Source organism: Streptomyces sp. NBC_01445 (assembly GCF_035918235.1).
Taxonomy (GTDB): domain Bacteria; phylum Actinomycetota; class Actinomycetes; order Streptomycetales; family Streptomycetaceae; genus Streptomyces.
Genome location: NZ_CP109485.1, coordinates 3,818,445 through 3,831,374 on the forward strand (window position 1 = coordinate 3,818,445; position 12,930 = coordinate 3,831,374).

Below are 12,930 nucleotides of genomic sequence, written 5' to 3' on the forward strand. Positions count from 1 at the left end.
GGCGTCCCATGGGATGACACTCGATGTCCGCCATTCGGACATGGGCCGTGCGGTCCGCCGGGCGCTCCGCCGTACGGGCTGCCGCGGGGTCGATTTCTGTTCACCCGCAGGTGTGGCCCTCGTTGGTTGTCACTGGGAAGTTTTCTTCCCATGGACACACCGAACGTGGGCATTCCCGAGCAGCTGGCCCGCCGTCTGAGCATGCCGGAGCAGCACGAGTACCTCCGGGCCCGGTTCAGCAGGCGGCGCGCGCTGACCGGGACCGCGGCGAGCCTGGGCGGCCTGACCCTCCTGGGCGGCTCGGCCTCCTCGGCGTGCGCGACGCCTTCCGCCGCCGCCTCGCCCGCCGCTCCCGTCCGCTCGGCGGCCGTGCAGGTCGACGGCTCCCTCGTCGCACCCTTCGCCCGCCATCTCGCCTTCGGCGCCGACCCGAAGACGCAGATGCGGATCTCCTGGCAGGTGCCGTTCGCGGTACGCAAGCCGTTCGTACGGGTGGGCCTCAAGCCATGGGACCTCAGCCGGAAGATCGAGGCGGAGGTGCGCGCGCTGCACACCCCGAGCCTGTCGAAGAAGCTCCCGGCGGTCGAGCAGCACTATCTGCACGCTGCCCTGGACGGCCTCACCCCCGGGACGACGTACTACTACGGAGTGGGCCACGACGGTTTCGATCCGGCGTCCGCGGAGCGCATCGCGACGATCGGTTCCTTCCGCACGGCTCCGGCGGAGGCGGAGAAGTTCGTCTTCACGGCCTTCGGCGACCAGGGCGTCAGCTATGACGCGCTCGCCAACGACCAGCTGATCCTGGGCCAGAACCCCTCGTTCCATCTGCACGCGGGCGACATCTGCTACGCCGACAGCACCGGGCACGGCAAGGAGTCGGACACGTACGACGCGCGCGTGTGGGACCAGTTCCTCGCGCAGACGGAGTCGGTCGCGAAGTCGGTGCCGTGGATGGTGACGACCGGCAACCACGACATGGAGGCCTGGTACTCCCCCAACGGGTACGGCGGCCAGTCGGCCCGCTGGACCCTGCCGGGCAACGGCCCGGACCCGCGGAACGCGCCGGGCGTCTACTCCTTCGTGTACGGGAACGTGGGCGTCGTCGCGCTCGACGCGAACGACGTCTCGTACGAGATCCCCGCGAACAAGGGCTACACGGACGGTAAGCAGACCGCGTGGCTGGCCAAGCGGCTCGGTGAGCTGCGCGGGCGCAAGGACATCGACTTCGTGGTGGTCTTCTTCCACCACTGCGCGTACTCGACGTCGACGCATGCCTCCGACGGCGGGGTGCGCGCCGCGTGGCTGCCGCTGTTCGCCGAGCACCAGGTGGACCTGGTGATCAACGGGCACAACCACGTGTACGAGCGCACGGACGCCATCAAGGACGGAGAGGTGGGCAAGCCGGTGCCGGTCGGCGCGTCGACCGATCCGACGCGCGACGGCATCGTGTACGTCACCGCGGGCGGCGCCGGCAAGGACCTCTACGGGTTCGGCCTCGGGGTCAAGGACAGCTACGAGGGCCATGTCCAGGACCGCGAGTCGATCGTGACGTTCCACTGGACGAAGTCACGCCTGCCGGACCCGGACACCGTGGAGTGGTCGCGGGTGCGGTACACCGGCTTCTCGTTCCTCGCGGTGGAGGCGGAGACCGGCGGGGCGGGCGTGACCCCGAGGCTGAAGGTCTCCGCGCTGGCCGAGAGCGGCAAGCGCATCGACTACTTCGAGATCAAGCGGGGCGCACAGCCTTAGGGGCGCTGGGCCCTAGCAGGACTCGTGCCCCGTCTCGCCGCCGTTGTCCCTGCGGTCGAGGGCTCGCTGCAGGGCGGCGGCGGCGTTCTTGCGGTCTGAATCGGACGGCGATGCGTGACGGACTCGGCGGCGGACGGGCGTCGCTGTGGCCATGAGAGATCGACTCCTTGAGATCACGGGGGATTTCGAGGCGCCGGAAGAGGCGGGGAGCCTGGAGCGGCAGGGGTTGCCTGCCTTCTGCTCAGCTCACGACCGCCATTCGCTGGATCGAGCGAGACGTTCGGCTCTTACAAAGCTAAGCGAGGAGCCTGCTTCTGTCTCCACAATTACTCGGACTTCCTACTATCTGAGACGGGAGTCACGGAGACGGGTCGCTGCGCGCGGGGCCGGCCGGCGCTCCCCCCTGGTCAGAGAATGTCGCCGCCCCGCCAGTCGAAGAGGAGCGCGTGGGCCGGGTCGAGGGCGGCGGTGGCGCGACGCAGGTACGGCGCGCTCTCGTCGTCCGGCAGCCGCACCGGCCCGTCGGGACCGTACGCGGCGAAATCGCCCTGCCACTGTTTCCAGCCCCGCGCCCGGTAGAGACCGGCCCCGTCGGGCGACGCCGACAGCGCGCCCAGGTCGTAGGCCGCGTCGATCACCCGCTCCAGGGCCGCCATGATCTGCCCGCCCAGGCCGCTCCTGCGCGCATCGGCGCGGACGGCGACGCCCTCGACGTAGCCGGTGCGCAGCGAGCGGCCCGCGTGCGCGACCCGGCGCTGCACCACGGAGCCGTGCGCGACGAGGTCGCCGGCGCTGTCGCGCACGAGGGCGTGCACGCCGCCGACGGTGTGGTCCCAGTCGTCGTCGCTGAAGCCGCCGTCGAAGGCGTCGTCCAACAGGGCGCGCACGGACCGGAGTTCGGCGCGGTTGAGGTCGGCGGTGTGTGCGGTGCTCAGCGTGGTCACCGTGACACCGTACTCACGCGCCATTTGAGTACGCGTGCCGATTTCACGCCGCGTCCGCGACGGCACAGTCGTCCTCATGAACGGCCTCTACGCTCTCAAGCCCTGGTACGCGGACCGGCTCTCCGGCCTGCGCCGCGCGCTGGCCGCCCGGCAGGTCTCGCCCGACACCCTGACGGCGGCCGGTGTGCTGTGCGCCGCGGGCGCGGCGGCGGCGCTCGCCTGGCTGCCGGCGCCGCTGGCCGCGCTGCCCGTGGCGGTGCTGCTCGCGGCGCGGCTCGCCTTCGCGAACCTGGACGGCGCGCTCGCCCGCGACACAGGCCGCACGACGCGTCGCGGCGCTCTCCTCAACGAGCTGGGGGACCGCGTGGCCGATCTGCTCGTCGTCGCGGGTTTCCTGCCGCTGGCCCCGCTGTGGCTGGTGGCCGCGGCGGCCTTCGCGGCGACGCTCCCTTCGTGGGTCTCCCTGGCGGGCGCGGCGGCGGGCGCTCCCCGGCGCAATGGCGGCCCGGTCGGCAAGACGGAGCGCTGCCTCCTCGCGGTCGTGGCCGCGGCCTCGGGCTGGGCGGTACCGGTGCTCGCGGTCGTCGCGGCGGGGTCCGCGGTGACGGCAGTGGTGCGGGCGGTGTGGGTGTGGCGGGCGCTCGGCCGGGCTGAGCAGGCTGCGGCTACGGAGACTGCCGCGGCGCCCGAGAAGGCTGAGCTCCCGGTGGCGGAGCCCACGGCCCCGGCCACCCGTCGCCGCCCGTCCCCCTCCCCCTCCCGCGCCCCCACGCTCAACTCCCGCCCTCCGAAGCCCGATCGAGGCCTCGATCCCGGCGAAGTGTCCGGTTCCATCACCCACACCCGCCCACAGTCCCCCGCGGACCGCGGTACGCAGCTTCGGGGCACCCGATGAGCGCCGTGTTCGTCGCCGGTGAGGTCGCCGGGCGGGCCGTGCCGGTCGTGGCCGGGGTCCTCGGGGCCGGTGGTGTCGCCGTCGCCTCGCTGCCGTCCCGGGTACGGATGCGGGCCGAGCTGCGCAGGCGCTGGCGGACCTGGGCGCTGTCCGCGCCACTGTTCATCGGTGCCTTCTTCGTGGGCCGCGCGGGCGCGTTCGTGCTCGCGGCCGGGCTCGGTGCGGTCGCGGTGGGCGAGTACGCGCGGATGGCGGGCCTGCCCCGCGCCGAGCGGGCCGTACTGGTGGCCGCCGCAATTGCCGTGCCTGGCGCGGCACTTGCGGGGCCCGATCCCCGTACGACCGGGGCACTTCTCGTACTCGCCGTGCTCGCGGCGGTCTGCGCGGGCGACGCCGAACAGGGCTTCACGCGCGCCTCCCGCACGCTCTTCGGTCTCCTGTGGATCCCGGTGTCGCTGAGCAGCCTGGTGCTGCTCGGCGACACGGCGCTCGCGGTCGGGGTCGCGGTGGCGTTCGGTGACGTGGGCGCGTGGTGCGGCGGTACCGCGCTCGGCCGGCGGGGGCCGCTCTCGCGCCGCCTCTCGCCGCTGTCCCCGAACAAGACATGGGCGGGCGTGGTGGGCGCCGCTGCCGCAACTGCCGCCGCACTCACGGCAGTCGGCGCCTTCACGCCGGTCCTGTGGGCCGCCGTCCTGGCCGGCTGCGTCCTCGGCGATCTCGTCGAGTCGATGGTGAAGCGCGAAGCGGGCGTGAAGGACGCGGGCAGCTGGCTTCCGGGCTTCGGCGGGCTCCTCGACCGTATCGACTCGCTCCTCGTGGCCCTGCTCCTCGTGATGGTGGTGACCCTGTGACGACGACCGTGACCGCTCCGGCCCGTGTGCCCCCGGCCCGTGCGGCCGCCCGGCTGCGCCACGCCCTGTGGTGGCTCGTCCTCACGCTCACCGGCGGTGTGGAGCGCAGGGGCCGGCTCCCGCGCGGCGGCTGTGTCGTGGTCGCCAACCACAGTTCGCACGCCGACACCGCCGCGCTGCTCGCCGCGCTCGACGCGTCGCACGCACCGGCGATCGGTGCGGCGGCCGACTACTGGTTCGCCTCGCCCTGGCGCAGCCGGATCTGCAGCCGCCTCGCCGCCGGGTTCCCGGTGCGGCGCTCGGGCGGGGGCATGGACGACCTGCTCGGTATGGCGGACACGCTGCGCGCGGGCCACGCCGTCGTCCTCTTCCCCGAGGGCACGCGCGCGCGTGCGGGTGAGCTGGGGTCGTTCCACCGAGGCGCGCTGGTCCTGGCGGAGCACGCGCGCGTGCCGGTGGTGCCGGTCGGTATCGCGGGCACGGACCGGCTCCTGCCCAAGCACGGCAGGCTGCGCCCGTCCCTGGTCCGGGTGCGGATCGGCGAACCGCTCCCGTACACGGCGACACCGGAGGAGGCCCGAAAGGCGGTCGCGGCGCTGCACGACCGTACGGTCGCGGAGCCGCTGCGGGACTCCCGCGTCCGCAAGGTCCTGGCCCGCGTGATCAGCGCGCGGCTCGGGCTGCTCCTGGCCTTCGCCTGGGCGTGCGCGGAGGCGCTGAGCTGGCCGCTGATGCCGGAGCTGTTCCTCGCGGTGGCGTGCGTGGCGGTGCCGCGCCGGGCCCTGAAGCTGTCCGTCACGGCGCTCGCGGGCAGCCTCGCCGGCGGCCTGCTCGCGCTCCAACTGGCGTCCGCGGGCGTCTCGTTGCCCGCCCCCCTGACGACGGACCGGATGCGGGCGGAGGTCCGTCACGAACTGTCCGCCGAGGGCGCGTCGGCGGTACGCCATCAGCCCTGGAACGGCATCCCGTTCAAGGTCTACGCGAAGGAGGCGGGCCGCGCGGACGTCCCCGTCACGCACTGGCTGACCGAGTCGGCACGCGCGCGCGGCGCCCGCACACTCACGGTGGGCCTTGCGTTCGGCGCCTTCGGTTTCCTGGTGCACCGGCTCCGCAGGCTCTACGGGCTCTACCTGGGCCTGCTGTGCGTCGGCTTCGCGGCCGGTCTCTCGCTCATCGTGGCGGGCTGGAGCTGACGAGGGCCGTCACAGAGGGGCGCGGGCCTTCGGACCGGGCGATCCTCGCCGCGTTCCCGACCCCGTTCACGTACCTTCGAGATCATGAATTTACCTCCCTCCCGCAGGACCCTCCTCGGCGCCGCCGCCCTGGCGCCCGTCCTTCTCTCCGTGCCCGGCACCGCGAGCGCGGCGCCCTCCCCCGACACCGGCGGTGACGCCCGGCGCCGGCTGCGCGAGCTGGAGGCGGGCTACCCCGGCCGCATCGGGGTGCACGCCCTGCACACCGGCACCGGCGCCGTCGTCGCCCACCGCGCGCACGAACGCTTCGCGATCGCCTCGACGTTCAAGGTGCTTGCCGCCTCGGCGATCCTGCACAGGGCGCGCGAGCAGGAGCCCGGACTGCTCGACGTACTGATCCGCTACGGACGCGACGACCTCGTGGCCGCCTCGCCCCGCACCGAAATGCACCTCGAAACCGGCATGACGGTACGGGAGTTGTGCGACGCCGCCATCACGTACAGCGACAACACCGCGGCCAATCTGCTGATGCGCCGGATCGGCGGCCCCGCCGGCGTCACCGCGTTCGCCCGCTCGCTCGGCGACTCCGTGACCCGGCTCGACCGGTGGGAGACCGACCTCAACACGAACATCCCCGGCGACCGGCGGGACACCACGACGCCCGCCGCCATGACCGCGGACCTGCGCGCGCTGGTCCTCGGTGACGCCCTCCACCCGCTCGACCGCGGCCAGTTGACACGGTGGCTGGTGGAGAACACCACCGGCGACAAGCGGATCCGCGCGGGGCTCCCCCCGGGCTGGCGGGTCGGGGACAAGACCGGGTCCCCTGCCTACGGCGGAGTCAACGACGTGGCCGTGGCCTGGCCGCCGGGCGGCGGGGCTCCCCTGGTCATCTCCGTGTACACGACCCGGCTCGACGCGGACACCCCGGGCGAGGACCGGATCGCCGCCGACATCACCCGCATCGCCGTGGACGCACTGATCTGACCCCGGACACGACACCGCCTCCGACCGGGGTGGGGCCCTGGTCGGAGGCGGGGTTCAGAGGGGCGTCGAAACGCCGGGTGGGGGTCAGCCCATGTGCGGGTAGCCGTACTCGGTCGGCGGTACCAGCGTCTCCTTGATGGCGCGGGTCAGGGTCCAGCGCTGCAGGTTCTGCGGGGCGCCGGCCTTGTCGTTGGTGCCGGAGGCGCGGCCGCCGCCGAAGGGCTGCTGGCCGACGACGGCGCCGGTCGACTTGTCGTTGATGTAGAAGTTGCCCGCGGCGTAGCGGAGCTTGTCCATCGTGTGCGCGGCGGCGGCGCGGTCGTTCGAGATGACCGCACCCGTCAGGGCGTAGTCCGAGGCGGACTCCATCTGGTCCAGCATCTCGTCGTACTTGGCGTCGTCGTAGACGTGCACCGCGAGGATCGGGCCGAAGTACTCGGTCGTGAAGACCTCGTTCGCCGGGTCGCTGCACACGATGACGGTCGGGCGGACGAAGTAGCCGACCGAGTCGTCGTACTCGCCGCCGGCGATGACCGTGCAGGTCGGGTCCGACTTGGCGCGGTCGATGGCCGCCTTGTTCTTGGCGAAGGAGCGCTCGTCGATGACGGCACCGATGAAGTTCGTCAGGTCGGTGACGTCACCCATCTTGATGCCGTCGACCTCGGCCGCGAACTCCTCCTTGAAGCCGTCGTTCCAGATGGAGGCCGGAACGTAGGCGCGCGAGGACGCGGAGCACTTCTGGCCCTGGTACTCGAAGGAACCGCGGGTCAGGGCCGTCTTGAGGACGGCGCGGTCGGCGCTCGGGTGGGCGACGACGAAGTCCTTGCCACCGGTCTCACCGACGAGCCGCGGGTAGGTGCGGTACTTGTCGATGTTCGTGCCGACCGTCTTCCACAGGTGCTGGAAGGTCTTGGTCGAGCCGGTGAAGTGGATGCCGGCCAGGTCGCGGTGGTTCAGGGCGACCTCGGAGACCGCGATGCCGTCACCGGTGACGAGGTTGATGACGCCCTTGGGCAGACCGGCCTCCTCCAGGAGCTGCATGAGCAGCACGGCGGCGTGGGTCTGCGTCGGGGACGGCTTCCAGACCACCACGTTGCCCATGAGGGCGGGAGCGGTGGGGAGGTTGCCGGCGATGGCGGTGAAGTTGAACGGCGTGATCGCGTAGACGAAGCCCTCGAGCGGGCGGTGGTCCATGCGGTTCCACACGCCGGTGGAGTTCGCCGGGGGCTGCTCGGCGAGGATGTTGCGGGCGTAGTGCACGTTGAAGCGCCAGAAGTCGACGAGCTCACAGGGCGTGTCGATCTCGGCCTGCTGCGCGGTCTTCGACTGGCCGAGCATCGTGGAGGCGGCGAGCGTCTCGCGCCACGTCGTGGAGAGCAGCTCGGCGGCGCGCAGGATGATCGCGGCGCGGTCGTCGAAGGACATCGCGCGCCAGGCCGGGGCGGCGGCGAGCGCGGCGTCGATCGCGTCCTGCGCGTCCGCCTGCGTGGCACCGCGGCCCGTACCGATGACGGCCTGGTGGTTGTGCGGCTGGACGACGGTGAACTCGTCGCCGCCACCGAGGCGCTTGACTCCGCCGATGGTCATCGACAGCTCGATCGGGTTCTCGGCCAGCTCCTTGAGCTTGACCTCGAGGCGCGCCCGCTCCGGGGAGCCGGGGGCGTAGCCGTGCACCGGCTCGTTGACGGGAGCGGGGACCTGGGTTACAGCGTCCATGAGTCTCTGAACTCCTTTGAGAGGGGTGGGGCTCAGCCCTTGGTGAGGATGGAGCGGGCGAAGAAGAGCAGGTTGGCGGGCTTCTCCGCGAGGCGGCGCATGAAGTAGCCGTACCAGTCGGTGCCGTACGCGGTGTAGACGCGCATCCGGTGGCCCTCGGCGGCGAGACGGACGTGCTCGTCGCTGCGGATCCCGTACAGCATCTGGAACTCGTACTCGTCCAGCTTGCGCCCGGCGCGGCGGGCGAGCTCCTGGCTGATGGAGATGAGGCGCGGGTCGTGGGACCCGATCATCGGGTACCCGTCGCCCTCCATCAGAATCTTCAGGATGCGGACGTACGCCTTGTCGATCTCGGCCTTGTCCTGGTACGCGACAGAGGCGGGCTCCTTGTAGGCGCCCTTCACGATGCGTACGCGGCTGCCGGCGGCAGCGAGGCGGGTGGCGTCGTCCTCGGTGCGGAAGAGGTAGGCCTGGATGACGCATCCGGTCTGCGGGAAGTCCTTCCGCAGCTCCTCGTGGATGGCGAACATCGAGTCGAGGGTGGTGTGGTCCTCGGCGTCCAGGGTGACCGTGGTGCCGATCGCGGCGGCGGCCTCGACCACCGGGCGGACGTTGGCGAGGGCCAGCTCGTGGCCGCCGTCCAGCGCCTGGCCGAACATCGACAGCTTGACGGACATCTCGGCCTTGGTGCCGAGGCCCAGGTCCTTGAGGTGCGCGATCAGCTCGAGGTAGGCGTCGCGCGCGGCGGCGGCCTGCTCGGGGGTCGTGATGTCCTCGCCGACCACGTCGAGGGTGACCTCGAGGCCCTTGCCACAGGCGTCCACGACGATCGGCACGACGTCGTCGACGCTCTCACCGGCGATGAACCGGTCGACGACCTGCTTCGTGCCGGGGGCTGCCGAGATGAAACGGCGCATCTTGTCGCTGCGTGACGCGGCGAGAATCACGGGACCCAGCACGGGCCACCTCCACGGGGAGAGTACGAACGAGTGGCCGTATCGGCGTAAACGAACTGAATCGCAACAGACCGGTACGGCACGGAGAACCACCGTGAAATCTAAGGATCCCTCCGAGCGTGTGCCATCGACAGCTGTCACGCATCTGTGGCCACCACCTCAGACATTTGTCTGAAGAGTGCGGTGGGGTGCGCGAGAATGGCGGGGTGAAGGGCGACTACCAGGAACTGGTCGACGAGATCTCCGCGCTGCTCAGCGCCCCCGCGACGCTGGAGAACCGGGATTTCGGGCTGATCGCGTTCGGCGCGCAAGACAGCGACAGCGAATTCGACGAATCGACGCTGGACCCCGTACGCACCCGCTCGATCCTGACCCGCCGCTCCACCGCGGCGGTGCGCACCTGGTTCGAGGGCTTCGGCATCGCCCGCGCCACCGGCCCCGTCCGCATCCCGCCGACCCCGGAGGCCGGGGTCTACCGGGGCCGCATCTGCCTTCCCGTACGCCATCGGGGTGTCGTCCTCGGCTACGTGTGGCTGATCGACGACGATCCGGGGCCGACCGAGCAGCAGCTGACCGCCGCGATGGAGGTGGCGGGCCGCATCGGCGCGCTGCTCGCGGACGAGGCGCAGGCGGGCGCCGACCTGACCCGCGAGTTCCGCGAGGTCCTCACAGCCGAGCGCGGCTGGCAGCGGGACATGGCGGTGGCGGCCCTGCGCACGGCGCTCGGGTCGCGCGCGGACGGGCTGCACGCGGTGGTGTGCGTCGCGCCGTGGCCGTCGGCGGACCCGGACGACGCGCCTTCTTTCCGTACGATCCCCGCGGCCGACGCCCTGTGCACGGTGCCCTGGGGTGCGGCCGGGCAGGCCCTGGCCCTCCTGGTGCGGCTGCGGTCGGCGGACGCGCTCGGGCCGGCCTTGGCGGCGGCGGCGAAGCTGCGGGAGCGCGCCGGTACGGCGGTCGTCGCGGCGGGGTTCGCGGGCGCGCGGCGTGAGCTGGGCGACCTGGGCGCCGCCTGGCAGGAGGCCACGGCCGCGGCGCGCGCGGCACTCGCCGAGCCGCGTCTCGGCCCGGACGCGCACTGGGCGGCGATCGGCCCCTACCGACTGCTCACCGCACTGCCCCCGGACACGGCGCACGACCCGGTCCTGGCCCCGCTCCTGCTGCCCGCGAACCGCCAACTGGCCCGCACTACCGAGGTGTTCCTCGACTGTGCGGGCCAGGCCGGCCGCACGGCGGCGGAGCTGGGCATCCACCGCCAGACCCTCTACTACCGCCTGTCCCGCGTGGAGCAGCTCACCGGCCTCGACCTGGACGACGGCGAGGACCGGCTGCTGTTGCACATGGGACTGAAGGCGTCACGCCTGTGACGCGCGCATCGCGTCCAGCAACAGCCGCAAGCCCTCGGTGAGTTCGTCGGCACTGGGCGAGTAGTCCGCGTCGAAGGTGTGCTGGGCGACGAGCCCGAGGACCAGTACCGAGAAGAGCTTCCCGAGTGTGTGCACGCTCGGATCGTCGACCGGCGGCTCCTCCCCCATGACCATGCCGATGAATCCGCGCCCAGCCTCGTGCTGAGCCTGCGCCAGCTGCTCGTGCACGACCGGCATCTTGTCGCCCATCGTCACGAGCTCGATGCTCAGGTGCCAGATCGCCCCGGGCTTTCCGAGGCTGTCGGTGATCCCGGCCATCACGGCCCGGAACCGCTCCAACGAGCCGGGCGCACCCGGCAGTTCGCCCACCGCGCTCCAGTCGTCCGAGGCCCCTTCGGCCAGCGCCACGTACGCCTGCGCGAGCAGCGCGTCCTTCGAGCCGTAGTGGTAGCCGATCGAGGCCAGGTTGGTCCCCGACTCCTTGACGATGTCGCGCGCCGTCGTGCGCACGAACCCCTTCTCCAGAAGGCAGCGCTTGGCGCCTTCGAGCAGATCCTCGCGATGTCCCATGGCGCCACCGTACCCCTGATTCATACAGCCGTCCCATACAGTCGTTCTATACATGCGTACTAGACAAGCGTTTAAGACGTCCGTACAGTCCTCCTCATGACGAACTCACCGAGCACCAACTCCCGTGCGGGGCGCCGTGAATGGACGGCACTCGCGGTCCTGATGCTTCCGCTGCTCCTCGTCTCGATGGACGTCTCTGTCCTCTACTTCGCGATCCCCTCCATCAGCGCGGACCTCGAGCCGACCGGCACCCAGCAGCTGTGGATCTTCGACATCTACGCGTTCGTGCTCGCCGGCCTGCTGATGACGATGGGTTCCCTCGGCGACCGCATCGGCCGCCGCAAGCTCCTGATGATCGGCGCCACCGCCTTCGGCGCCGCCTCCGTCTGCGCGGCCTACGCGAACAGCGCGGAGATGCTCATCGCGGCCCGCGCGCTCCTCGGCATCGGCGGCGCGACCCTGATGCCCACGACGATGGCGCTGGTCCGCAACATGTTCCGCGACGACAAGCAGCGCGCGACGGCCATCGGTATCTGGTCCGGCGTCATGACCGGCGGCATCGCGCTCGGCTCGGTGATGAGCGGCATCCTCGTCGAACACTTCTGGTGGGGCTCGGTCTTCCTCGTCAACCTGCCGGCGATGGCCCTGCTCCTGCTGCTCGCCCCGGTCCTGCTCCCCGAGTTCAAGGACCCGGAGCCGGGCCGCTTCGACTTCCTGAGCGTCCCGCTGTCGATGGCCGCGGTGCTCCCCCTCGTCTACGGCATCAAGGAGATCCCCTCCGAGGGCTTCGAGCCGCTCTACGTCGCCTCGATCGTGGTGGGCCTCGTCTTCGCCGCCCTGTTCGTACGCCGCCAGCGCACCGTCGAGTCACCGATGATCTCGCCGGCCCTCTTCCGGGGCCGCGGCTTCGGCCCCGCCGTCACCCTCAACCTCATCTCGGCCTTCGCGATGATGGGTTCGGCGTACTTCACCACGCAGTACCTCCAGGCGGTCCTCGGCAAGAGCGCGCTCGAAGCGGCGCTGTGGGCGCTCGCGCCGACCGTCTTCATCGGCTTCGCCGCCCCCCTCGCGACGGTCCTCGTGCAGCGGGGCGTGCACCGCGGGTCCGTCGTCACCGTCGGCTTCCTGACCAGCGCCTGCGGCTACGGCCTCCTGACGCTGACCGGCACGGACTCCCTGTGGACCGCCCTGGCCGGCGCGGGTGTACTCGCCTCCGGCGCGGTGATCGTGGGCTCCCAGCTCACGGACCTGGCGCTCGGCGCGGCCCCGGCGGAGAAGGCGGGCGCGGCGTCGTCCCTCCTCGAGACGGGCCAGGAGTTCGGCGGCGCCCTCGGCATGGCCGTCCTGGGCTCGATCGGTACGGCGGTCTACCGCCACGAGATCGGCGACGCGCCGGCCGAGGCGAAGGAGACACTGGGCGGAGCGCTCGCGGTGGCGCAGCACCTGCCGGACCGGGCGGGCGACGCGCTCCTCGCGTCGGCCCGGGAGGCGTTCACGAGCGGCATGCACATCGCCGCGGTGGCGGGCGGGGTGGTCCTGCTGGGGGCGGCGGTACTGGCCCTGCGCGGCCTTCGCGGGGTGGCTGCGCCGCAGCAGGAAGACCAGCGGGAGCCGGAGCCGGCGGAGGCAACGGCCTGACCCCGATGTCCTCGACGAAAGAAACGCCGGACGGGCTGAGATTCAGCCCGTCCGGCGTTCGAGG

General features: G+C 71.8%; 12 protein-coding genes. 7 read left to right on the forward strand and 5 right to left on the reverse strand.

All coding sequences use genetic code 11. The features are described 5' to 3' along the window. Positions 1 to 150: 150 nt before the first annotated feature. Positions 151 to 1,749, forward strand: coding sequence for a purple acid phosphatase family protein (locus OG574_RS17265; protein WP_326773964.1), 1,599 nt, complete (start codon positions 151 to 153; stop codon positions 1,747 to 1,749). A gap of 12 nt (positions 1,750 to 1,761) precedes the next feature. Here OG574_RS17265 and OG574_RS17270 read toward each other — a convergent pair whose 3' ends face one another. Beyond that, entirely contained in the window at positions 1,762 to 1,902 is a 141-nt protein-coding gene (locus tag OG574_RS17270) for a hypothetical protein (RefSeq protein WP_100594997.1), read from the reverse strand. Between the two features lie 254 nt (positions 1,903 to 2,156). Continuing rightward, positions 2,157 to 2,717 (reverse strand): GNAT family N-acetyltransferase, encoded by a 561-nt coding sequence (locus OG574_RS17275; RefSeq protein ID WP_326773965.1) that lies wholly within the window; start codon positions 2,715 to 2,717, stop codon positions 2,157 to 2,159. 52 nt (positions 2,718 to 2,769) lie between these two features. Here OG574_RS17275 and OG574_RS17280 point away from each other — a divergent pair, with 52 nt between their 5' ends. From OG574_RS17280 to bla, 4 genes are all read left to right on the forward strand, one after another. After that, positions 2,770 to 3,588 (forward strand): CDP-alcohol phosphatidyltransferase family protein, encoded by an 819-nt coding sequence (locus OG574_RS17280; protein WP_326773966.1) that lies wholly within the window; start codon positions 2,770 to 2,772, stop codon positions 3,586 to 3,588. Further along, on the forward strand, positions 3,585 to 4,439 hold the full coding sequence (locus OG574_RS17285; protein ID WP_326773967.1) for a phosphatidate cytidylyltransferase: 855 nt from the start codon (positions 3,585 to 3,587) through the stop codon (positions 4,437 to 4,439). Before OG574_RS17280 ends, OG574_RS17285 begins: the two co-directional genes overlap by 4 nt. Continuing rightward, positions 4,436 to 5,632 carry a lysophospholipid acyltransferase family protein gene (locus tag OG574_RS17290; protein ID WP_326773968.1) on the forward strand — a complete coding sequence of 399 codons (1,197 nt, stop codon included), beginning with the start codon at positions 4,436 to 4,438 and terminating at the stop codon, positions 5,630 to 5,632. The genes OG574_RS17285 and OG574_RS17290 overlap by 4 nt, the downstream gene beginning before the upstream one ends. Positions 5,633 to 5,716: 84 nt before the next feature. Further along, the gene (gene bla / locus OG574_RS17295) at positions 5,717 to 6,619 is read left to right on the forward strand and encodes a class A beta-lactamase (RefSeq protein WP_326773969.1); all 903 of its coding nucleotides are present in this window, start codon (positions 5,717 to 5,719) and stop codon (positions 6,617 to 6,619) included. A gap of 84 nt (positions 6,620 to 6,703) precedes the next feature. Here bla and pruA read toward each other — a convergent pair whose 3' ends face one another. Both pruA and OG574_RS17305 read right to left on the reverse strand, forming a co-directional pair. Beyond that, positions 6,704 to 8,335, reverse strand: a complete 1,632-nt coding sequence (gene pruA, locus OG574_RS17300) for an L-glutamate gamma-semialdehyde dehydrogenase (RefSeq protein ID WP_100594993.1) — start codon at positions 8,333 to 8,335, stop codon at positions 6,704 to 6,706. Positions 8,336 to 8,367: 32 nt separating this feature from the next. Next, a complete protein-coding gene (locus OG574_RS17305) occupies positions 8,368 to 9,294 on the reverse strand; it encodes a proline dehydrogenase family protein (protein ID WP_326773970.1) in 927 nt (308 codons plus the stop codon). 185 nt (positions 9,295 to 9,479) lie between these two features. Here OG574_RS17305 and OG574_RS17310 point away from each other — a divergent pair, with 185 nt between their 5' ends. Continuing rightward, on the forward strand, positions 9,480 to 10,658 hold the full coding sequence (locus OG574_RS17310; protein ID WP_326773971.1) for a PucR family transcriptional regulator: 1,179 nt from the start codon (positions 9,480 to 9,482) through the stop codon (positions 10,656 to 10,658). On the opposite strand, the gene OG574_RS17315 is transcribed toward OG574_RS17310, so the two are convergent. After that, positions 10,647 to 11,228 (reverse strand): TetR/AcrR family transcriptional regulator, encoded by a 582-nt coding sequence (locus OG574_RS17315; protein ID WP_326773972.1) that lies wholly within the window; start codon positions 11,226 to 11,228, stop codon positions 10,647 to 10,649. The genes OG574_RS17310 and OG574_RS17315 overlap by 12 nt on opposite strands. Positions 11,229 to 11,324: 96 nt before the next feature. Here OG574_RS17315 and OG574_RS17320 point away from each other — a divergent pair, with 96 nt between their 5' ends. Beyond that, positions 11,325 to 12,866 carry an MFS transporter gene (locus OG574_RS17320; RefSeq protein WP_326773973.1) on the forward strand — a complete coding sequence of 514 codons (1,542 nt, stop codon included), beginning with the start codon at positions 11,325 to 11,327 and terminating at the stop codon, positions 12,864 to 12,866. Positions 12,867 to 12,930: the final 64 nt, after the last annotated feature.